Origin of the sequence: Erysipelatoclostridium sp. MSK.23.31 (assembly GCF_019125875.1) — a bacterium.
GTDB lineage: Bacteria > Bacillota_I > Bacilli_A > Erysipelotrichales > Coprobacillaceae > Thomasclavelia > Thomasclavelia ramosa.
Genome location: NZ_JAHOCB010000008.1, coordinates 29,866 through 53,098, shown reverse-complemented (window position 1 = coordinate 53,098; position 23,233 = coordinate 29,866). Strand labels below are relative to the sequence as shown.

19 protein-coding genes are annotated in these 23,233 nt (G+C 31.1%); 17 read left to right on the top strand and 2 right to left on the bottom strand.

Going from position 1 to position 23,233, the window contains the following annotated elements:
• Window positions 1-160: 160 nt before the first annotated feature.
• The 16 genes from KSU54_RS05650 (at window position 161) to KSU54_RS05575 (ending at window position 15,845) form a co-directional block, all read left to right on the top strand.
• On the top strand, window positions 161-1,378 hold the full coding sequence (locus tag KSU54_RS05650; protein ID WP_008792092.1) for a BTAD domain-containing putative transcriptional regulator: 1,218 nt from the start codon (window positions 161-163) through the stop codon (window positions 1,376-1,378).
• Between the two features lie 156 nt (window positions 1,379-1,534).
• Complete coding sequence (locus KSU54_RS05645; RefSeq protein ID WP_008792091.1) at window positions 1,535-2,182, top strand: hypothetical protein; 648 nt, start codon at window positions 1,535-1,537, stop codon at window positions 2,180-2,182.
• Between the two features lie 20 nt (window positions 2,183-2,202).
• Window positions 2,203-2,892 (top strand): LPXTG cell wall anchor domain-containing protein, encoded by a 690-nt coding sequence (locus tag KSU54_RS05640; protein WP_009008794.1) that lies wholly within the window; start codon window positions 2,203-2,205, stop codon window positions 2,890-2,892.
• Window positions 2,879-3,712, top strand: a complete 834-nt coding sequence (locus tag KSU54_RS05635) for a MucBP domain-containing protein (RefSeq protein WP_008792089.1) — start codon at window positions 2,879-2,881, stop codon at window positions 3,710-3,712. Before KSU54_RS05640 ends, KSU54_RS05635 begins: the two co-directional genes overlap by 14 nt.
• On the top strand, window positions 3,705-4,220 hold the full coding sequence (locus KSU54_RS05630) for a signal peptidase I (protein WP_003538514.1): 516 nt from the start codon (window positions 3,705-3,707) through the stop codon (window positions 4,218-4,220). Before KSU54_RS05635 ends, KSU54_RS05630 begins: the two co-directional genes overlap by 8 nt.
• Window positions 4,217-7,114, top strand: a complete 2,898-nt coding sequence (locus tag KSU54_RS05625; protein WP_117792025.1) for a vWA domain-containing protein — start codon at window positions 4,217-4,219, stop codon at window positions 7,112-7,114. Before KSU54_RS05630 ends, KSU54_RS05625 begins: the two co-directional genes overlap by 4 nt.
• A 23-nt stretch (window positions 7,115-7,137) precedes the next feature.
• Window positions 7,138-7,758: a hypothetical protein gene (locus tag KSU54_RS05620; RefSeq protein ID WP_008792087.1), complete on the top strand. Its 621-nt coding sequence runs from the start codon at window positions 7,138-7,140 to the stop codon at window positions 7,756-7,758.
• Window positions 7,759-7,775: 17 nt separating this feature from the next.
• On the top strand, window positions 7,776-8,417 hold the full coding sequence (locus tag KSU54_RS05615) for a BsaA family SipW-dependent biofilm matrix protein (RefSeq protein ID WP_009299600.1): 642 nt from the start codon (window positions 7,776-7,778) through the stop codon (window positions 8,415-8,417).
• A 22-nt stretch (window positions 8,418-8,439) separates the two neighbouring features.
• The gene (locus KSU54_RS05610) at window positions 8,440-8,934 is read left to right on the top strand and encodes a signal peptidase I (protein WP_008792085.1); all 495 of its coding nucleotides are present in this window, start codon (window positions 8,440-8,442) and stop codon (window positions 8,932-8,934) included.
• A gap of 18 nt (window positions 8,935-8,952) precedes the next feature.
• A complete protein-coding gene (locus KSU54_RS05605; protein WP_117792027.1) occupies window positions 8,953-9,594 on the top strand; it encodes a SipW-dependent-type signal peptide-containing protein in 642 nt (213 codons plus the stop codon).
• A gap of 232 nt (window positions 9,595-9,826) precedes the next feature.
• Window positions 9,827-10,600 carry a BsaA family SipW-dependent biofilm matrix protein gene (locus KSU54_RS05600; RefSeq protein ID WP_003538498.1) on the top strand — a complete coding sequence of 258 codons (774 nt, stop codon included), beginning with the start codon at window positions 9,827-9,829 and terminating at the stop codon, window positions 10,598-10,600.
• Window positions 10,601-10,832: 232 nt separating this feature from the next.
• Window positions 10,833-11,561: a BsaA family SipW-dependent biofilm matrix protein gene (locus tag KSU54_RS05595; protein ID WP_008792083.1), complete on the top strand. Its 729-nt coding sequence runs from the start codon at window positions 10,833-10,835 to the stop codon at window positions 11,559-11,561.
• A gap of 20 nt (window positions 11,562-11,581) precedes the next feature.
• Window positions 11,582-12,358, top strand: a complete 777-nt coding sequence (locus tag KSU54_RS05590) for a BsaA family SipW-dependent biofilm matrix protein (protein ID WP_003538493.1) — start codon at window positions 11,582-11,584, stop codon at window positions 12,356-12,358.
• A 22-nt stretch (window positions 12,359-12,380) separates the two neighbouring features.
• Window positions 12,381-13,094, top strand: coding sequence for a BsaA family SipW-dependent biofilm matrix protein (locus KSU54_RS05585; protein WP_003538491.1), 714 nt, complete (start codon window positions 12,381-12,383; stop codon window positions 13,092-13,094).
• Window positions 13,095-13,245: 151 nt separating this feature from the next.
• Window positions 13,246-14,268 carry a hypothetical protein gene (locus KSU54_RS05580; RefSeq protein WP_117792028.1) on the top strand — a complete coding sequence of 341 codons (1,023 nt, stop codon included), beginning with the start codon at window positions 13,246-13,248 and terminating at the stop codon, window positions 14,266-14,268.
• Window positions 14,269-14,369: 101 nt separating this feature from the next.
• Window positions 14,370-15,845: a bifunctional ADP-dependent NAD(P)H-hydrate dehydratase/NAD(P)H-hydrate epimerase gene (locus tag KSU54_RS05575; protein WP_009008798.1), complete on the top strand. Its 1,476-nt coding sequence runs from the start codon at window positions 14,370-14,372 to the stop codon at window positions 15,843-15,845.
• A gap of 252 nt (window positions 15,846-16,097) precedes the next feature.
• Here the strand turns inward: KSU54_RS05575 and KSU54_RS05570 are convergent, their stop codons facing one another.
• Both KSU54_RS05570 and pgeF read right to left on the bottom strand, forming a co-directional pair.
• Window positions 16,098-21,665: a diguanylate cyclase domain-containing protein gene (locus KSU54_RS05570; protein ID WP_117798483.1), complete on the bottom strand. Its 5,568-nt coding sequence runs from the start codon at window positions 21,663-21,665 to the stop codon at window positions 16,098-16,100.
• A 337-nt stretch (window positions 21,666-22,002) separates the two neighbouring features.
• Window positions 22,003-22,749: a peptidoglycan editing factor PgeF gene (pgeF, locus tag KSU54_RS05565; protein WP_003538479.1), complete on the bottom strand. Its 747-nt coding sequence runs from the start codon at window positions 22,747-22,749 to the stop codon at window positions 22,003-22,005.
• Window positions 22,750-22,823: 74 nt separating this feature from the next.
• Here pgeF and KSU54_RS05560 point away from each other — a divergent pair, with 74 nt between their 5' ends.
• Window positions 22,824-23,216: a hypothetical protein gene (locus KSU54_RS05560; RefSeq protein ID WP_009008800.1), complete on the top strand. Its 393-nt coding sequence runs from the start codon at window positions 22,824-22,826 to the stop codon at window positions 23,214-23,216.
• Window positions 23,217-23,233: the final 17 nt, after the last annotated feature.

Here is a 23,233-nt window from a genome sequence, read left to right as displayed (position 1 = left end):
GAAAATCTATAGTTAAACCAAGTGGTAAGAATTTATCACTAATAAATTACTATTAAATAAAAATAATGGGCTAATACTGTAATGGGGTTTTAGAATATGACTATTTTGGTGGATAAATTTGTGGGCAAGTAACATATCTTGAAAAGTGAGGGAATTAGATATGGCAAATGATAAGATTAACGTAAATATGTTTGGAACGTTTTCACTTTCACGTGGAAATGTAACAGTTGATTTAACCAAATTATTAGGAAAACAGTTGATTAATTTATTCCAATTATTGCTGCTTCAAAAAGGAGTTGTAATATCTAAGAATAATATTATTGATATTTTATATCCGGATAGTGAAAATCCAAATAGTGTGGTTAAGTTTTCTATTTTTAGACTTCGTAAAGATTTAAAAGCATCAGGTATTTTTAATGAGGATGAAGAAGTTATTTTAACTGTTAAAGGTGGTTATCAAATCAATCCCAAGTTGGAATGGGTGATGGATACTGAGGAGTTTTATTATAACTGGGACAAAATAAAATATATTGATGATATAAGTGATAAGGACCTAGCATATGCTCAAAAAGTAAATCATCTATATAAAGGTAAATTATATATAACGACTAATCATTCTATTTGGATTGAACAGATGCTAGAATTTTTTCGCTCAGCATATGTTAACTGTGTTATCAAAATTTGCAAATACTACATGAAAAGAAAACAGTTTGAAAAGATGATGTCAATAAATTATCATGCTATTCTATTAGAACCATTTTACGAAGGTCTACATTATTATTATATTAAAGGGCTGATTGAATTAAAGGACTATCATAATGCGTTAAAATATTATGATGATCTGAATGAACGCTTTTATAAAGAGTTGGGAACAGGATTATCACCGCGGTTTAAAGAGCTTTATGATGTCATTACAGAAGATATAGAAGAAGATTATATTATTAATACTGAAAATGTTAATGAAGATTTGATTATTAATAATGCTGATTATCGAGGGTTTTACTGTGGATATGACATGTTTAAGCATATGTATGAAATTTTACTTAAGAATGCACTTCGAGATAATAAGAAATATTTTTTGATTATTTTTGATCTTAATGCTAAAACTACAATAGAAAATCAAGTACATGTAATGAACCAGTTAAAAGAAATGATTGCTTCATCATTAAGAGTGAATGACTTGTTTGCTAAAATTAATAAGAAACAATATATTATTTTAGTAGCGTGTCAGGAAATGGACAATGCATATACAATCATTCAAAGAATAAATAAAAAGTTTTATGCAAAATATAATAGTACTACATATCGTTTGAATTATGATGTTGCAAAAGCAAAATTATTATATAAAAAACCAATAGAGTCTTCAGTTCAGAGTTAAGTTTTAGAGATATAACTTAACTCTTTTTTAGATTTTAAAAGAAAGTTATTATCTAAAACAAAATATAACCGCTTTAAAACCACCATTACATATAATATGGATGTAATGTGGGAAAAGTATCCACCGATCAATATTAAAGCAAAGGAGATAATCATCATGGAAAATAAAAAAAATAAGCTATTAATATTAATGATTGTTCTATGTATCATGGTTCCAATTGGAGGCGCAATTGCCTATTTCCGTGCCGATACTTCTTCAAGTAACAAACTTAGTTCAGGGAATATTGGAATTGAATTGAGAGATGCTACAACAAATGAAGATGGTCAAATAACGGATGAAGGTATTAACTTTAATTTTGGTTATCCTGGAGCTATAAAAGATAAACAAACATTTGTAAAAAATACATCAGAAAATGATTTATATACAAGAATTGCTGTTACCAAATACTGGGAAGATGAAAGCGGTAATAAGGTGATCGATGCTAATCCTGGTTTTATTGAAATCATTACTAATGATAAAGATAATTGGATTATTCAAGATAGTGATGAAAATAAAGAAGTTGTTTATTTCTATTATAAAAAATTATTAGAACCAGGGGCAGTAACAGATTTATTTGTTAATCAAATCAAATTATCTGGCAATATCGATAACACTAATGCAATGCGTTACTCTGGTTTAAGTGCTCATTTAAGTTTTGAAGCTGAAGCAATTCAAAAAGTTGGTGCTGAATCTGCAATTTTGAGTGAATGGGGCTTAGAAGTTAAAATTGATAATAATGATGTTATTCAGTATGTAGAAGAATAGTCGTGGAGGAGGTCATTAAAATGCGAGGTAAAAATATTTTAAAAACATTAGTTGTAACAACAGTACTAGCACTATCTATGACTACTATTCATGCAGCTGATACTAATGTATCATTTGATGGTGATGCAGAAGACTTTATTTTTTTGGATGGTAGTCAGGATTTATTTGATAATTTTAAAAATATTATGCCTGGTGAAGTTCGAACACAAAATATTGTTTTAAAAAATGATGATCATCGAGAGTTAAGATTTTATTTGAGTGCTGATGTCTTAGATAGTCTTGATACTGATACTTCGGGATTAAGTGTTTATAATATTACAATTACTAATGAAGGTGAAGAGTTTTATAATGGAACACTTGATGATCTGGCTGCTTTAAGTTCTGGAAGAATGAGTGAAGATACGTTACTTGCTAGTTTACAAAAAGGTGAAACTACTACAGTAACAATGACATTGGAAGTTAATGGTGATTCAATGGATAATACGTATCAAAATCGTGAAGGATTGATCAAGTTTAATTTTAGTGTTGAAGAACTTGATGATCAAAGTACTATTGTTGAAGTAGTTAGAAATGTTTATGAAAGTATCAAAACTGGTGATGCAACTGTAATTGCACCATTACTTGGATTGGTAGCAGTTAGTGGATTTGCAGTTATATTCTTATTGAAGAAGAAAAAGCATAAGGAGGATTGCAGTCATGAAGAAAATTAAAAAAGTCATTATTGTTCTAGCTATGATGATTGCAATGGTCGGCTTTGTTAATCCAATGACAGTTGATGCTAGTAGAACCTATAAAGTAACATTTAGGGCAGGAGCTCATGGTACATTTGCTGCTAATGGTGAAAATAAGATTACTATCGATGTAGCAGCAAACGAACGTTTTCCGGATATCCCTGATATCAATGTAGAAGATGGCTATTATTTAATGGGATGGAATAAAACCCTTCCAGCTAGTGGTGAGGCTGTTACTGGTGCAATGACATTTGTAGCCAAATATCAAGTTTTGACTAATGGACGCGAATATTCGATCAATTATGTTAATCAGGATAATGTTCAAATAGCCACAACAAAAGTTATGACAGCGCCACTTGGCAGTACAGTGAACGAGAGAGCTAAAACGATTGCTGGCTATGAATTGATTGGAGCAGCTGATTTATCAATTACAATTGGTGAAACAGATAATTCAATCACATATGTATATCGAGATTTAAATGTAACACAGGAATATGTTGAAAGTGTTGTAGTGATTCCTGTAGGTTTACCTGCTAACACTGCAGTATCAACTGCAACTGGTGGAGCAGGAACTGGTGGTACTACAACTAACCAAGGTGATGATACCGAAAATGTGACTGATTCAGAAACTCCGTTATCACCTGGGGATGGAACAGAGGAAGTTCCTGATGATCAGACGCCTTTAAAAAAAGGTGAAGAAGGAATTAATTATACTTATTTGTATATTACAGGTGGAATTGTTTTACTGTTAATTGCTGCTGGTATCTTTATTCTTAAAAGGAAACAAGCAAGTGAATAAAATAAGAAAAATTAATAATATTGTTTCAACGATATTATTGATCTTATGCTTTATATATTTGATTATAACACTTGGCCCAAGATTGCTGGGGTATGAGGTAAATGTTGTATTATCGAATAGTATGGAGCCTGTTTATTCAACTGGAGAATTATTACTAGTTAAACCAGCTAAAGCTGATGAAATAAAGGTAAATGATATTATAAGTTTTAAAGGCTCAGGTGTAAGCGGTAATGTGATAACTCACCGAGTAATTAAAATAGACCAAGAAAAACAAGTATTTATTACTAAGGGTGATGCTAATAGTAGCCAAGATTCAAACCCAGTTGCCTTTAGTCGATTAAATGGGATAGTAAAGATAAATATTCCTTATATAGGATATATTTATGGAATGATCCAATCAATGATTGCAAAAATAATTTTGGCTGGTCTAGTGTTGATTTATATAATCGTTAATCTGGTAACAAAAAAGAAGCTTAACAGTAACGTCAGTGAGGAGGAAGCTAAATGAAGATATCTAAAAAAAGAAAACAAAATAAGTTTACTAGAAAGATAAAAACACTGGTTTTGGCATTAGCGATGATAATACCAGCGGCTGGAACTAACTTAATTGTTGAAGCGGAAAATAACCCTGGCTCTACTACTAGTAGTGATGGCCTAGTTACTGTTAATAAAACTTCAGAAAGAGTTGGCGATAATCGGTATAAAATCAATTTGGATTTAGCTACTGGAAAAGCCCAGGATAGTGTTGAGGCGATTGGTAATGATATTGTTCTAGTATTTGATATTTCAAATAGTATGGCTGAAGATGAACATGGAAATAGCACATCTTCAAATGATAAAAAACGTCTTACTAAAGCTAAAAACGCTGCAATTGAGTTTTTGAATAATAGTAAAATTTCTGGAAATAAAAAGAATCGATATTCAATTGTGACATTTAATTACTATGGTACAGTAGAACAAAATCTAACAAGCAATCTTGAAACCGCAAAACAAGCAATTAGAGATGTCGAATTAGGAAATAATTCGGATGGTGGAACCAACATTCAAGCAGGGCTTTATAAAGCTAGAACTGTTTTAAAAAATGCTAAATCAGAAAATGGAATTATTATTTTATTAAGTGATGGTGGTGCGACAGGAAGTTATAAACTAAATAATGAACGCAATAATGGTTATTTAGTTAATGATTATAGCGAAGCGACCGCTACTGATAAAGCTTTAGGATATAGTGGTAGATATACTTTTGGGGAAAATGCAATCAATTATGATAGTGTAATTAAGGGCGGAAGAAATGATTTTACATTAGACTTATATTTAAATAATAGTCACTATTCTTTAAATAATGCAGCTGCTACATTAGCTGAAAATGAAGCATTATTAGCAAAGAAAAGTGGAAATACAATTTTTACGATTGGTTACACAACTGGAAGTAGTGTTAATAGTTTCTTGAAGAATGTAGCTACTCAAGGTGAAGGATATGCCTATAGTTCCTCTAGTGATTTAAGCGGAATTTATGAAAATATTGCTAATGAGATTGTGACTCGATATGAAACAATCATAAAAAATGGGATTGTCAATGATCCAATGAGCCAGTATGTTGATCTTTTAGATTTACCTGATGGCCGTTATGATAACTCTGTAGCTGATAAATTAATATTTGATCGTGGTTATGTTATTGTAAGTACAGAAAATGGTCGAAAAAAAATCACTTGGTATGTAGGTGATGTTGAAAAAAACAGTCAAGCTCATTTAGAATATTATGTAGCAGTTAAAGAGGAATATAAGGATGGTACAGATTATCCAGCCAATGACCCAACCCAGTTAGTCTATAAAAATTATATTGATAAAGATTCTACATTGGATTTCAATGTACCAACAGTTAATGAAGAATTGCCAATTACAAGTGCAACTCTTACTGTAAAAAATGTTGTAAACAATTCTAGTGAAGATAAGACATTTATTATTCATGTGGTTGGTCGAGATGGTGAAAATGCAGTAATTTATAAAACAGATTTAATCTTAAAAAATAATGAAGAAGTTCTTTTAGAAAATTTACCGTTTGGTAAATATACCGTAACAGAAACTGTTCCAATGGAATATAAGCTAGAAAGTACAGAAAGTGGTTATGCTCAAACAAACTTATCTAGTGGAAATATTATCGAACTTAGTCAAAATAAAGATGCAGCTAATGGTTATGTGACTCTAACAAATTCATTTGGTCATGTTGGATTCTTTAAAGCGACTGATGAAAAGACTAATTATCTTCCTGCTGGAAGTGAAACAATCAATAACTATGAATATAATGTAAGTGGAAATGTTAAATCTACGACAGTAAAAGCCCCACAAGACGTTGTCTTGCTATTAGATAAATCAGGCAGCATGGATGAGTCAATGAATGGCAGCAGTCGTCTAACCCATTTAAAAAATAATGTAATTAAATTTATAACTAAGTTATATGAACATAATCCTGACAGTCGTGTATCAGTAATTACTTTTGCATATAGTGCAGATGGTTCGATCACTAATAATAATTTTGTGAAGTTATCAGATATTAAATCAGGTAATGAAACATGGTACACATATTTAACTAAAAATAATGGTGGTATCAAAAATATTAAAGCTTCAGGAGGAACGCAAATTGATTTAGGTTTGTATGAAGTTCGTAATCAATTATCAAGTGCAACTGGAGAAAATAATCGTTCAGTAATCGTCTTTACTGACGGTCAACCAGGAAATAAGGGATTTAATACTAGTTATAATGATTATGATGATAATGGGTATCGGGTTGGAGCTGAGGCTTTAAATCAAGCTGATTTTATTAAGTTTAGTGGAAATTTAACAGGAATCAATAATTACATTGAAAGTAGTAATGGATCAAAGTATTATGGTCATAAAAATGATGATATTACTAAAAATCGTAGTAACAATAATTCTAATGATGCAGGCAATAGAACTAATCGTTCTGGTAAAGGTTTAGGTAAGACGATTTTTACGATTGGTCTTAATTCCAATAATTCATCATTATTTGATAGTTTCTTAACGCGTTTAGCTAGTGAAGGACATTATACAAAAGCAAATAACAGTAGTGCGATGGAAAATGCATTTAATAGTATTTTTACAAGTATTACAACAATGGATACCGATGTTGATATTCGAGTAAAATATGATGCTAATAAGTTTGAGGTAATTGATGCTCAAGGTGGTAAGCTAGGTGGCAGTGGTACTAATGCTTATATTGAATGGAAAGATATTATTGATGAAACTACTGGAAAATTTGTAATTGAAGGAATTAAATTTAGAAATATTGTGGCTGATGCAGGAGAACCACAGTTAACTGTGCAAGGTTATAAGGATGGTGTAACTACTGATTTAGAAGCTGCAGAAATAAAAAAAGTTGGTAATTAATAAAGAAGGTGAGGGATGACGCAATGAAATATTTAGGTAGAATTAAAATGAAACGACCATTGATGGTATTGATGGTAGTGGTGACAGTCTGTCTTACTGCAGTGGGCGGAATCTACGCATGGTCAAAACTAAGTGCATCTGTCACTAATAATATTAAGACACCAACAGTGGATACTGAAGTAGTAGAAAAGTTTGACAAAGATTCAACTGTAGACTGGTTTGATCAAGTAGAAAAAGAAGTACAATTCAAAAATACTGGAACAGCACCAGTCTTTCTAAGAGTTTCTTATGCGGAGTTTTGGAAAGATGCTGATGGCAAGGTTATTTCTGGGTTAGTTGATGGCAATGAAGTTGTTAATAAGAACTGGACTGAAGCATGGCAAAATGACTGGTTTGATGGTGGTGATGGCTGGTATTATTATAAAAAAGTTCTTCCAGCTAATGAAATGACAGCTAAAGTTTTAACTAGTCTTAAATTTGATAGCAATTATGCCGAAATTTATCAAACAGCAGATTATACTTTGAAATTTGTTAGTGAAGCAGTACAGTATAGTGATGACGATAGTGTTAACCATCGAGCAGTACAAGCAAACTTTGGTCGTGATTTTAAAGTTATTTCTAACAATGTAATTACTTGGAATTAAATGGAGGTGAAGATAAAGTGAAATTTTTAAAAATTAAAAAGACGAAGGTAGCTTTAATCTTTGCTTCAGTATGTTTGATTGTTGCGATTGGATATACAAGTGCTTACTATAATAGTACCGTCAATGTAGAAAACAAAATGGCAACGCAAGAACCGGAGATTGAATTGATTGAAAAATTTAATCAAGATTCACAATTTTTACCAGGAGAAACCGTTGATAAAAAGGTTAAATTTGCCAACAGTGGTGAAATTGATGCTTTAATCAGGGTAAGTTACAGTCAAAGCTGGATCAATCAAAATGGTGATTTTGTAAATGGTGACGTTGATAGTGTTGAAAAGAAATGGACATCTGCCTGGCAAGATGAATGGGTGGATGGAAATGACGGCTATTTCTATTACACTAAAGTATTAAAAGCTAATACAACAACTAATATCATTTTGGATAGTCTGGTTTTATCGGAGCAAGTTTCAAATGATACTCATGCGGTGGATTATTCAGGAATAATCTATCAAATTACATTTAATTTAGAATCATGTAAAGCTACAACTGAAGGGGCACAAAGCACCTTTGGTAAAACTGCTGCTATTTCTGGAAATAATGTAACATGGAGTGATTATAAGGGTAATAGTAATCAACAGAAATCTGGAGAAGATTTTTAATAACTAGGATAGGAGGCAGGTTATGAAGATATTTAAGAAAGTGGTTAGCTATTTATCAATATTATGTTATGTAGTGATAATAGCATTAGTGCTTATACTTGCTCCTATGGTAGTTGGCTACAAGCCTGTAGTTGTATTATCTGGAAGTATGGAACCCACATATCCAGTTGGAAGTTTGATCTATTACAAAGCTGCTTCTTTTGAGGATATTAAAGAAAACGATGCAATCACATTTCGAGTAGATGATGATACATTAGTTACTCACCGAGTGATAGTGAAAAACGAAATTTCACAAACTTTTGTTACAAAAGGCGATGCAAATCCAACTAATGATACAAATCCGGTAGAATATCAAAATGTAGCCGGAAAGACATTAGAATTCTGCCTCCCTGTTGTTGGAACGATCTTTGCTTCATCAGCAAAATATATTGCGGTAGCAATTATTGGTGGAATATTGTTATTAAATATTGTTTTGAGTAACCTTGTAGCGGATGAAAAAGAAAAAGTGACAGTCTAAAGATAGGAGTGTAGCGAGATGAGTAAAAAGAAAAGAACCATAATGAGTCTAATAGTTTTGCTAGGTTGTGTACTTGCTGTATCCGCCACACTGGCATGGTTTACAGATAGTGATGAGACTAAGAACCGGATTAGAATTGGTGAATTTGGAATAGATGTTATCGAAAGCTCAACTAATCCCGATGCCTCTGTGAGTGAAGATGGAATTAAGTATGATGATCCAGTAGTGATTGGACAAGAAAAATCTAAAATTGTTGATATAAAAAATACTGAGGAACTAGATGCTTTCATAAGAGTGACGGTTGAAAAGGTATGGATGGATGAAGATGGAAATATCTTGAGTGATAAAGATCCTGATAAAATTGTAATTCGTGGAATTGATGAAGATAAATGGATATATAAAGCTACTGGGGAAAAGGGTAAATCTTATTACTATCTAAAGATGCCATTAAAATCTAATGAGACTGTCAATTTATTTAAATCATTTATTATTGAAAATAATTTTACCTCATATGAGGAAACAATGTCATATGCTAATCTTAAATCTAAGATTATAATCACTGCTAATGGTGTACAAGCAGATGACGGTGCTAATGCAGTTGCTACGCAAAATTGGGATTCAATTATTGTTGAAAATGGACAATTAGTTTCTATTGATTAAATCGTGAAAGAGATGTATTTTTATACATCTCTTTTTGTTTTTGAATATTATTTTTCGTTTGTGAATATAACCGGAAAAAAACCAAATAAAGATATACTGTTAATTGTAAAAGAAAAGTTTTCTTCGATAGTTATATTAATAGAATAAGAGTTATAAATATAACCAGAAGCAAACCATCAATTGTTATCATTGATTTGTAAAATGAAATAAAAAATAAAAAGGAGTGGAAATCATGAAAAACAAGAAAAGCGTAGTGGCATCAATTGTATTATCAGGGGCATTGGTAGTTGTAGGAACTCTAGCATATTTTACTCAAACACATACAGTTGACAATAAATTAAAAACAAAAGGGTTTGGCTCTGATATTGTCGAAAAATTTACACCTAAAGAATTTAATCCAGGAGCAACTGTTACAAAAGAGGTACGAGTTGATAATACAGGAGATTATGCTTTAGTAGCACGTGCTAAATGGGAAGAATCATGGACACGCAACGGAGAAGAATTTAAAGCAGTAGCTTATCCAGACACTAATAATGAAAGTGTTGTTGATAAAAATGGTATGAGCGATAAATGGGTTGACGGTAATGATGGATGGGCATATTATAATGAGATGATTGGAGTAAATGGACATACAGAAAATTTCCTAACTTCAATTACTTTAAAAAATAGTGCTGATGTAGTTGGAACAGATATTAAAAACTTTTATTATACAACTGCAGCAACTGAACCGGATAAAACATCAATTGGAACTGACTCAAAAACTCAATGGGTAAAAATTTCTGAAGAAGAATTTAAAGCATTAGATGATGAAAATAACAATATTAAAGCGACATTTAAACGTGCTGAAGTTAAATCAAATGGTTTATATGATAACGCTGAGTATACATTAACAATTACTGCTCAAGTTTCACAAGCTAATAAAGAAGCTGCTGCAACTTGGATCACTGATGCAACAAATCAAACTGTAAAAAATTTCTTGAATGGATTACCTACAGTAAACAACTAATGAAGCCACGAACACTCTAACAATTGTTAGAGTGTTTTTCTTTATAAGTTAAGACAATTATTGATTTTTAGATTCAATAAAAACATTAAAATAGAATATTAAGGAAAGTGAAATATAACCAGAAGCAAACCATGATTATTTATAATAATGTTGTAATATGACAAAAGTATATTTGTTGGTTATTAATACCACATATCGGTTATTAAATATTTGAGAAAGGGGTACGAAAATTATGAAACGAAAAAAGAGTTTGATTGCAATTATTTCGTTATCAGCATTTTTAGTTATAGGTGGGGCAGTTGCTTATTATAATAGCACAACGAATGTTGATAACAAATTAAAAACTGGACAGTTTAAGTCAGAAGTTGTGGAAAAATTTACACCAAAAGATAATTGGGAACCCGGAGATAAAGTTACTAAAGAAGTAGGTGTTGAAAATACTGGAACTGGTAATATTGTTTCTCGAGCAATGTGGAGTGAAACATGGAAAACAGCTGATGGTGAAGATATTACAGTTACAAGTGCTGATCCAAGAGCTAGTGTTGTTGAAAAAGAATATGGTAATAAATGGATATATTCAAATAGTGATGGATATTTCTATTATGACGGAATAATTTCTTCGGGTGGTAGAGCCGAGGATAAGTTTTTAAAATCAATCATGTTAAGTGGAGATGTCGATTTTGCTGAAACTAAGAAAACAGTAGTATATTATTCGACGATGACAACTGGTGAACCAAGCAAAATAACTAATAATCCTGAAACAGGATGGGCAGTTGCCCCAAATACAGGCATTCCCAATAATGCAACTTACAATAAAACAGTTGTAACTGGTAATGGTAAGTATGCTAGTGCCAACTATACTTTAACGATTACAGTTCAAGTTTATCAAGCTAATAAACAAGCAGTCGCAGGAACCGCTTTTGAAACTGTAGTTCCTGAAACGTATGCATTATTAGATTAAAAAGAAAGTGAGTGATAGAAATGAAAAATAAGAAAAGCCTATCTGCCCTTATTTCATTAGCTGCAATTGTATTGGTTGTAGGTACATTGGCTTACTTTTCTAGAGACTTAACTGTTGAAAATAGACTTAAGACGGCAAAGTATGATACAACGATCGAAGAAGAATTTATTCCAACTGATAAGTGGGCACCAGGTGTTGAAATTAATAAAAAAGTTACAGTTAAAAATACTGGAAACGTTGATATTGTGGTAAGAGCAAAATTAACTGAGCTATGGAAACGTAGTGAAAATCTGATGGATCCTAATGATCCAGATAAAATCTTGAGCGAGGAAGGTGAAATTTTACCAAATTCATTCGTTGATGAAAACGGCATTTCACATGATGCGGCAATTAAAAATTTTGTTCAAAATATGGTTTATGAATATGAAGATGTTAAAGATAATCTAGCAGATTATCATAATAAATGGATTCATTATGGTGATTATTACTACTATTTAGGTGTAATTGGTGAAGATGAAGCATCAAATGGATTATTAAATAGTGTGAAGATGAATCCGTTATTAGATGCAACAGTTAGCGGCAGTCATACAGTCGTTGAAGCAGATGAACAAGGGACTACAACTGTAACTAAAAAATATCAATACGGAAAATATGGATATGATAGCGCAGATTATACTTTGACAGTTGAAGCGCGGACAGTCCAAGCTTCAAAAGCAGCAATTAGGGATGCGTTTGGTGATAATGTGATGGCTGTGTATTTAGCCGATCATTTTGCTACGATTGCTGAACAACAATAAAGAAAAGGAAAGGTGAAGAAGAATGAAAAATAAAAAAAGTTTAGGTGGAATATTATTATTAGCATTAACAGTAGGAGTAGTTGGGTCGTTAGCGTATTTTAGTCAGGAATTGACAAAAACAAATGAATTTAAAACAGCAAAATATGATACTACAATTGAAGAAGAATTTACTCCACCAACTGATTGGTTACCAGGAGTTGAAGTAAATAAAGATGTAACAGTAAAAAACAGTGGTAATGTTGATGTAGTTGTTAAAGCAACATTAACAGAGTCATGGACCCGCGGTGATGAAACTTTAAGCAATACATTTACTGATGAAAATGGTTTAACACAAAATGCGGCTTTATTGGCATTGCCAAATGTTGTGAAATATACTGATGATATAGAGTTGGCGGCACAAGCAGGTAAATGGGTTGAATATGAAGGAACTTATTATTATATGGGAGCAATCAAAGGCGGTAATAGTTCAGCTTTATTATTAGATAACGTTACTTTAAATCCACTATTAGATGTAACTGATAAGAGTGTTACTACGGTTGTAACAACTGATGAAAATGGAACAAAAAAAGAAATTACAACTACCGAAAAAGGTAAGTACGGATATGATGATGCTAATTATAAATTAACAGTAACTGCAAATACGATTCAAGCAACAGCTTCAGCTATTAAAACTTGGGGAAGTAATCCAGTTGTAGATTACATTGTTGCTAATTATGCAACAATTGCTGAAAAATAAGATATAAATATAGAAAGAACGAACTGTACCCCTCACTTCAGTTCGTTTTTTCAATTATATAATGAGTAACAAAAAGATTATAGGATTAATGCTTCTATAATCTTTTTGTATTCTTTGATTGTTGGGTATATAATTATCTTGGGGTGGGAAGATGAAATTGTTTAAAAGATTATTAAAGTATTTTAGTAGACTAGAAAAAGAGGAAATTATAGATCTTACGCCAATTGTTGAAGATAAATATAATGAAGTGGCGATAGGAAATCTAGTATGGGCTTTGATGCCGTTAAGTAATGATGAGTTAGAACGTATAGAAGAAAGTCATCGAATTAGGCCCTATTTGGTCGTTGCTAAGGACGAAAATTATTTTTATGGGTATTATTGTTCTACAAAACAAAAGTCCTGTTATTTAGCTACATTTAAGCTTGATAAGAATATATATGACCATCGTAAAAATACATATGTCTATTTAACAAACACTTATAAGATTCCGCGAACTAATTTTCGAGATATTTACAATCGGATTGGAATTAATAATTTAATAATGATTGAGCGAAAACTGATTGTTAATTCACGCTACCTAGAGGGATTGATTCATTTTGATGTTCCGATTATTTATTGCGTTGGTGATATTATTAGAGTGGGTGATCAATTATATTATATTTATCAAACAGATAATTCAAACTTATATGTTAATAAGACTAAGTTTGTTCGTGAAGCAGCATTACGATATGAATTTGATTACAGTGAAACGATTATATTTGATTGTAAAAAATCTTATGAGCTGGTTAATATGCTATCACCAAAACATATTGAAATAGTATATGAAAATAAACGAAAATATAAGCATGAACAAAAAAGAAAGCAAGTTAAGCAGTATAAAAATGTTTTTAATTATCCTCGCGGAAGTGTTTTTGAGGATTGTAATGGTGATAAGATAATTTATTTATATAGCCGTTCTAATCATCATTATGGAATCAATACAAAAATCAATGAATTTTTTCCATATATATGTGATATTCAAAATATTGAAAAAGCGAATATTATCGGTACTATTAATGATGGAAAAATGATGATCATGCTGGAACGTCTGTTAGACCAAAATATTAATCCACATAATATTGTTACAATGATTTATCAAGAGATAATGGATGAGCGTCCTAGAAGCAGAGTGTAGAAATCTGCTTTTTTTATTTTTTTTGCTTCTAAGTAGGTTTTTATGAATAATTGCTTTATAATATAAACATAAGATTTTATAGAGAAAGTAATGGTGATAATATGTATGTTGCAACAAGTAGACAAATGAAGGCTTACGATCAGGCTTTATTAAATGAGGGATATTCAATCGAAGAACTAGTGGATAAAGCTAGTAATGCCATTTTACCGCATTGTTTGGGTTATAATAATATCGTGATTGTTTGTGGACCGGGAAATAATGGAGCTGATGGTTTAAGTTTAGGGATTAAACTACATATTCGAGCACGAAATGTGAAGTTATACTGTTTTGGGAACCCTAATAAATTTTCTCAAGCAAATAATTTTTATATTGAGCAAGCGCAAGAGATGGAAGTTCCAATTACTTTTATGGATGAAGAAGATATATCTTTATTTATAAGTGATGCACAAAAAGCAGATGTGGTAATTGATGCAATGTTTGGTTTCGGATTAAATGGTGAAGTTCGTGGAGTAGCTAGGATATTAATTGAAGAAATTAATAATTTATATGATATAGACATCATCGCAATTGATATTCCAACTGGATTAAATCCTGATACAGGAATACCTTATGGTAATGTGATTTGTGCTAGTAAGACAATTACTTTAACAGCAATCAAACAGGCTTTTTTAAATGAAGAGTGTCATATGTATACAGGAGAGATTGCAGTTGAAATATTGGATGCTAAAGATTTACGTCAGGAGCAGGGGCTTGCTAAATTGGTTAGTCCATCATGGATCAAATATCATTTAAAACCGCGTGCTTATTATGGACATAAAGGAATCTATGGCAAGATTTTACATTTAACTGGATGTGATTACTATCGAGGAGCTGCTTTATTAGCGTCAAAAGCCTCGGTTTATAGTGGAAGTGGTGTTGTATGTGTTTGTTCAAGTGAAAAAGTAATTGATGCGCTAGCAACAGTTACTCCTGAATGTACTTCTAAACTTCGTAATAGTAAACTGGAACAAGAACTTTTTTATGACCGTGATGCAATTTTGATTGGTTCAGGTTTAGGGTTAAATGAACAAAGCGAGCAGTATGTAATTGATACTTTACAATATGCCAATTGTCCAATCGTAATTGATGCTGATGGTTTGACGATTGCAGCTAAACATTTAGATTTATTAAAAGAGTGCCCCGTTCCTATTATCTTAACACCTCATTTTGGTGAATTTAAGCGTTTGTGTGCTTATGATGATGAATTAGATATGATTGATAAAGTTGGTGGTTTTGCTCGAAAATATGGTGTTACTGTTGTTTTAAAGGGTCCTAACACATTAATTACAGATGGTCGAGAGACATATCGTAATATTACAGCTAATAAGGCGATGGCTACGGCTGGAATGGGAGATGTTTTAGCTGGGATGATCGTTAGTTTTGTTGGACAAGGCTATACACCTAAAAATGCAGCTATTTTAGGAACTTATCTACATGGCAGCTGTGGGGATGTAATAGGGGATAATTCTTATACAGTATTACCTAGTAAATTAATTGATTTGATTCCACAAGTAATGCATGAAATTATCAATGAATAATTAGAACTTGAAATCTAAATTTAATTTTAATAGATTTAAAAATATATGTGAAAAAGTCATCAATAGTGATGACTTTTATAATTAGTATTTAAGCAAGATAAAAGAATGTATTAAAATCAATAAAATAGAAATTTTTTGATACAGGGTATTTAACTATGATGCATTTATAAAAAAAGATAATCACGTAAATTAGTTTTATGCTCATCTGCTTTAGAACTAAAAAACTATCTTAGGATTATCTTTGTTTTAGTGTCAATGGGGGTTAGTGATGCCAGAAATCTTTTTGAAATCATCTTCAGATAAAGGCTTATTAAGATAATAGCCTTGAATAACATCACAAGATAAATCTTTTAACACTTTTAGCTGTTCTTTAGTTTCTACTCCTTCAGCGACACAAGTTATATCTAATTGTTGACACGTATTAATGATATTTTTGATTACTAATTTAGCACGGTGATCATGATAAATATCGCTTACGATCTTTCGATCAAGTTTAAGTGAGCTTAAGTGCAGCGAGTATAGTATATAAATATTGCTATATTCAGCACCGAAGTCATCTAAAGCAATTTTATATCCTTCAGCTAAAAATTGATTAACAATATTTTTTAAACTAGCAGAATCAATTGATCCAATGGATTCAGTAACTTCTATTTCAATTAATTCTTTAGGAATATTATAGCTTTCAACGATTTTATTAGTTTCTTCTAAAATACCAGGTTCTAAAATAGTTGCTCGAGAATAATTTATTGAAATTGGGAAAGGCTTCCAAGTAGTTTTTAACCAGTTACTGAGAATTCGGCAGACATCTTTTAGAATAAATAAATCTATATGTCTAATTAATCCTGCTCTTTCTATTTCTGGAAGAAAACGCCCTGGTGGAATAATTCCTTTTTGAGGATCGTTGTATCTGATCAATGCTTCAGCACCACAAATTTGATTAGTTTTAGTATGAGCCTTAGGTTGTAAAAAGGTTAAAAATTTTCCATTTACAAAAGCAGTATTTAAACGCTCTAATATTTTTGCTATCGACTGATCAGATTTAGCTAACTTAGAGTGTATTTTTTTATTTACAGCATGTCTTTTTTTTTCCTCTAATTGCTCTTGCATTGTTTCTAACACAAGTGAATTCTTTTCCCAAACTTTTTCACAAATGATCCATTGATCATAAAATTCAATTAGCTCTTGGTAAAAAGTATCATATATATGAATGAAGTTTTCATACGTAATATCTGGACAAAGCACTATAAAATGGGCATTACTGATCCGATAACATGATTTTTTATCAAAAAATTTAGTAATTGTTTGTGCGATGAACTGTAAGATTTCATCACCTTGGACGATGCCATACCGCTGATTATATTTTTTTAGATTAATGATAGTTATTTCAATCATTCCAAAAGTAGAATAAATATCAGTATTTATATTTCTTATAGTCTTAATATAAGAATCGTAGTTAGATAAACCGGTTTTTTGATCATGAGTAAGGGCATAAGTATATTTAGTCTGCAAATTATAAATAGTGGTAATTTTACAAATAACATCAGCAATCACCTCAATAGATTTTGAAGCGTTAATATGTTGTTTAACAGTTTCCACGAGCAAGCATGATACAAGCTTGTTTTTGTTATAAATACCGATAAATAATAATGGTAGTGGTACACCCTTTTCAAAATATAGTTCTGTAATATTTTTATAACAAAAATGGTTTTTATCTAATATTACAAAGTATTTTTGTGGTGCGACAGCACTAACAATATTTTCAAAGTGTTCCTTACTGAAATGAGTATTTTTAATATTAGAGATTTGATTATTATAATTCCACTTTGAAGTCAGAGAAAATTTTTGTTGATTATCGCTTTGATGAAATAAGAGAACATTTTGGGCATTAAAGAATGTTCCTAATTGTCTAAGAATATTATCAAAAGCATTTTCTCGTTGAATATTTTTATCTATATTTTTCCAGCTTATTTCTAAAAATTGTTGTAAATCTGAATCCTGATTTTCATATGCTAAGTTAAAGGGAATATCCTGCATTTCAATTTTTCTTACAGTATCGCCCTCATAATGAGACAGCTGTTCTTTAACATACATAAGTTTATCGATTTTGGATACAAAACATTCACGCATATTTGTTTGTTCAAAGTCGATTTGTTGAGAACAAAATGGGCACGGTGATTTACGATTATGTAATAATTCATAACATTTTATTGGCTTTTTAACTGGGAAAATACAATTAAATATGATTTGTCCAGTCGGGCTCATCGATAAAATTGTAAAATCATTAGGGTTAATAATCATTTCAATCTTGAAATTAAATTCAACTTTTTCAATTTCTTGATAAGATAGTATCTGGTTTTTTCCGCGTCTTTTAGCTGTATCTAAGGCATGGAGTGCGCATTGATGAATTTGACTATAGCTCATATTTTCTGAAAATAGATAGATTAAACCACCGGTGAGAGTTAACTGGGTCTCAATATCTTGAAAATGATAAATACTAGAAAGCTTTTTTTGAAGTTGTAAGGCTGCTTGATAGATAACTTTTTTTGATTCAGCATTATGATAAAAAATAGAGAATGTATCACCATTGATTCGTGCTGCAATACAGCTGGAAGAAATACTTTTCTTGATCATTTGTCCCATTTGACGAATGATTTGGTCACCGAACAAGAAATTCCCACTGTGATTTATCTGTTTAAAATTATCAATATCTAGCAAAAGAAAAGCATTGACTTTCTTAGGATCATATTCTTTCTTCAGCAATGTTTCAATCATTAGCTGTGAAGTAGACTCATTATATAAGCCACTCATCTCATCAATTTCTGCTTTATTTTGCAATGCTAATTCACGTCTTTTTTGGATATCAATATTTTTGGTATAAATAAATAATATTACATCGTTATTTTGAGGAGAAATAGTTGTTTTCATATTTAAGGATACCCATAATATCATTCCATTTAAATATTTCTGCCTAAATTCAAAAGTTGGAATATCGGTAAAAGTACGGATATAGTCATTAATTTGATTTTTAGAATATTTTTTCTCAAATTTTTTTTGATCATCCTCATTAGCAATAGTCTGTAATAAATATTTATAAATATCATCGTATGTGTAATCAGAGAGCTGTTTTTCATACTGTTCATTGGAATGTAAAGAAATATCTTCGATAAAATCACGAGAAAAATTTAAACGGATGTTTAATATAATATCTTCATTCAAAACTTTCCTTAAACTTTCTTCATTATAGATTCTTGTCTCAATTTCTTTTTGTTCTGTAACATCTTCTGATATGCCAATTGCCCATGCTGGTTTTTCATCAATATGCTGGACAATAGTATATGTTATTTTTTCCCAAAGATATTTATCTTTCGCATCTTTTTGTTTGACCCTGATTGTAGCAGAAAGGGGAGCAGCTCCTTTTTCTAAGCGTTGATATAAATTCTTAAGTTCATTAATGCTTTGAGGATGGATCAACCCTTGTGCAATTATGCTTTCTGGGATATTGGCAGTAAGATTTTGATAGCTGCGGATTACTGCAGAATCGGGATTGCCAATTACTTGTTTGTTTTGAATATCAAACTCCCAAATATTTAAGCCGGTTTTAGTTTGTGCAACTTTAAACAACTGCTGTGAGCGATATAACTTATCTTCTAGTTTTTTTCGTTTAGTAATATCCATGACCATTCCAATCATAATAATTGTTTGATCAAGCAGCGAAGTAAAGCTGGCACTAATATGAATCCAGGCAATTGAATTGTCTCGTTTTTTAATTCGATATTCAAGAATAGCTTGTGACTGATTATTTTTAATTAAATCCGTTATTTGGGCTCTTATTCTTGCTTTATCTGATTCATAAATGAGATTTTCAGCACAATCATTTAAATCATGGTGAAATTGTTTTTTGGTATACCCATGTATTCGATAATATCCGTCATTAGCATATAAAATTGGAAAATGTTCAATTAATGCAGCTTTAAAAACTCCGTCAAGGCTATTTTCATTAATGAAACGTAGTTCTTGTTCATTATTCATTTCATGGGAAATATCAACAAAAAAAGACAAAATTAGTTTTTGACCATGCCCATCGATAACGTATTTTCCTCTTTCATATACCCAAAGCAAATGGCCTCCGTGGCAAACTATGCGATAACGAATTTCATAAATGTCATTTCTTTCAAGCTGTTGGAAAATTTCTCTTTCAACAAATTGACGATCTTTTTCATAGATAATATTTGAAAATTTTCCATTTGTTATTTGACATAATTCTTCATAAGAATATTGGGTATATTCTAAAATGGCTTGATTAAAGCAATAGAGTGGAAAGCCAGAGTGCGCTTGGACAGCTAGTATTCCTCCCGGGATATTTTTATTTACAAAATCAAGTAAGTCAGTTTTTGTTTTTAAATCATTTTGCTGATCAAATATGTTTACAAAGTAAAAGCTTTTTTGAAAAAGAAAATTATTTTTATTGCTTTGATTTTTCTCATAAATATAATACGAAGTATCTAAATAAGTATCTAAAGAATTTGGCTCTAGAGAAGCTTGTTCTCTATTTTTATCTAAATTACGAATTGTTCCAGCAAATAAATCTGGATTACCATTTTTATCTCTAATCATTTTTCCTTTACAAAGCAAGGGAATCCAACGGTTAGAGGCATCTTTTGCACGATAATAAATTGTATGCTGTTCAGCTCTGCCATCAGCAATTTCTTGATTACTTCTTAAAAATCCTGCTTTATCATCAGGATGAATTTTTTCTCCCCAAAATGCTGCAGCATTATCAAGAATTTGATTTGGCAAACGAAAATCTATCATCATCTGACGTGAGTACATGAATTTACTTGTCTTTAAATTTCCAACAAATAAGTAGTCATCAATTGTTTCTGATAAACTTTCAAAAAGATGATCACGATTATATTCAAATAAAGGAATAGAATTATACTTAGGTTGTGAATTTGTTAGCCTTTTTTTATTCATAAGAATATGATAATCTCGTTTTTGGATATACATTTGTGAATCAGCAATAGATAATACATCAGAAACAGTTAAATTTTCATCTACATGGATATTAGCAATTCCATAACTAAAAGAGGTATCATAATCAATGTTTTCTTTGATTCTTTCTTGATTTAAAGTTAAAAGAATATTATCCATCCAAACTTCTACACCTTTAACAGTAGTATCTAAAAAAACAATTATAAATTCATCACCACTAAGGCGAAAGATAAAGTTTGGCTCTTTCAAACGCTTTTTTATATTTTGGGCAACAAATATTAATAGGCGATCGCCTTCAAGATGTCCATAAGTATCATTAACCCATTTTAAACCGTTCATGTCATATAAAACTACAACAAAGTCTTCGTTAAGATATTCAGCAGTTAATAGTTCTTCAATTCGTTTTTTACCGGCATTTCGATTAAAAATACCTGTTAATTCATCAATTGTTGCTTCTACAGATAACTGTAGTTGTTCAGTAACGTCAATCGAATTTTGGATATGATAAAGTTTGTTATCCCAAAGTTCTAAAGTATCATGATTTAAATATGTTTTTTCTGTTATCGTGTTCTTTTCATACCATACACAAATTTTTTGTGAATTAGATTCTTGAAGTTGTTTGATTTTACAAAACTCACATCTTTTGTTCATTCCAGATTGTAAAATCTGCCAGCATTTCTTTCCTTCGGTGTTAGAGACTTGAAACGTATTTTTCATATAATCGTTCATATATACAATTTCATCAGTTTCAACATCGGTGACATAGATATTAGAGTTAATTTGATCAAGAATCTTCTTGTAGAATGCTGAATTAAAATTTTCATTCATCGACAAAATCACCTCAATTATCGTTTATATATATTACTTTTATTATATCATTCATCGAGAAACATATAAAAAAATTAACAAGTAAAAAGATAAGTTAATGTAGTTAAAATGTGATTTTGTAACTGATTTATAACCAATTTATGTAATTTTATGGAAAATTTAATTACTAAAAAATAAATATTAACAATTAAAGTAGAAAAAACTGATTTAATAAATAAAAAGGGCTATAACGCCTAGAGTGATATGCTTCCTCCTAGGTAGACAAATAAAATAATAAAAACTTGTCATCTAGAAGGGAACATATCAAAGATTGAAAATCTTTATTTGTTATAGTCCTTTAAGCTTGTCTTTTTATGATTGTGATATTTCTGCCACTATCTTTATATTTACGATAGCTATAAAATAACTTGTCATTTTCAACAGTACAATATGGCGAAACAGTAATATTTTTTTTCAATAAACCTAAATTTAATAACATTTGTCGGTTTAGACCTTTGTTATCAAGCAAATAATGTGTAGTATCTGTTTGTTTATAGTACGGAGTAGTATCGAAATCCATTTGTTTAACTAAGTCGATGACATTATCCATTACCTCAAGACAATCTTGGCAGATGCATGGTCCAATATAGGCAAGCATCTCTTTAGGATCACAATGTTCATTTTCAATTAGATGTTTTGTGACTTTTGAAACAATTTGTTTAGTTGTTCCTAGCCAACCAGAATGAATTGCAGCAATTATTTTTGTTTTAGGACAATATAGTAACACTGGGGTACAATCTGCATGAAATGATAATAAAAAGAGATCAGTATCTTTTGTATAAAGAGCATCAGTATTGTTAAAGGCATCATCTTGGCAGTACATACCTCTGCCACCGTCTTTAAGAGATACTTCTTTAAAGTTGGCTGAGTGTGTTTGATGTGGTGCCACCATGTGCTCTAAATCAGTTTTTAAAAGTTTGGCTAATTGTTTACGATTATTGAGAATCAATTGTTTGTCCTCGTTATTATAAGACATATCGCCTAATTCTTTAGTAATTGTATATGCTTCAATGTTTTCAACAGTATTCCATTTGATTAATTTCATAATTTAGACCTTTCTGTGTAATTTGCCTTAGCACCAAATTTAATCGAACATATAGTATATTAAAGGAGGTGGAAATGATGTTTTGTAACTCAGGATGTGGTTGTAACAACAGCTGCGGATGTGGAGGATGTAACAGTGGAATGAACTGCTGCCGTGCTACTCCAATCGTTGCACCAAGAAAAGTTTGTACAAGCTGCTCTAATCAATATGTTGAACAACCAATTATTTGCCCAATCGAATGTCGCCATATTAATAATATCGTTTATTACCCACGTTATTATCCACGTTATGAACGTACTTTCATGACTCAAAGTAATGGAAATCCATTCGCAAGTGCTGCTAACGCTACTCCATTTAACGGAGCAGGTACAGGATTTAACGCAGCTAATAACACAGGTGACTCTGTTATTAATGGAATGTATAACAACGCTAATAACGGAGGAAGCGGATGTGGATGTAACCGCTAAAAAAGATAGATGCCCAG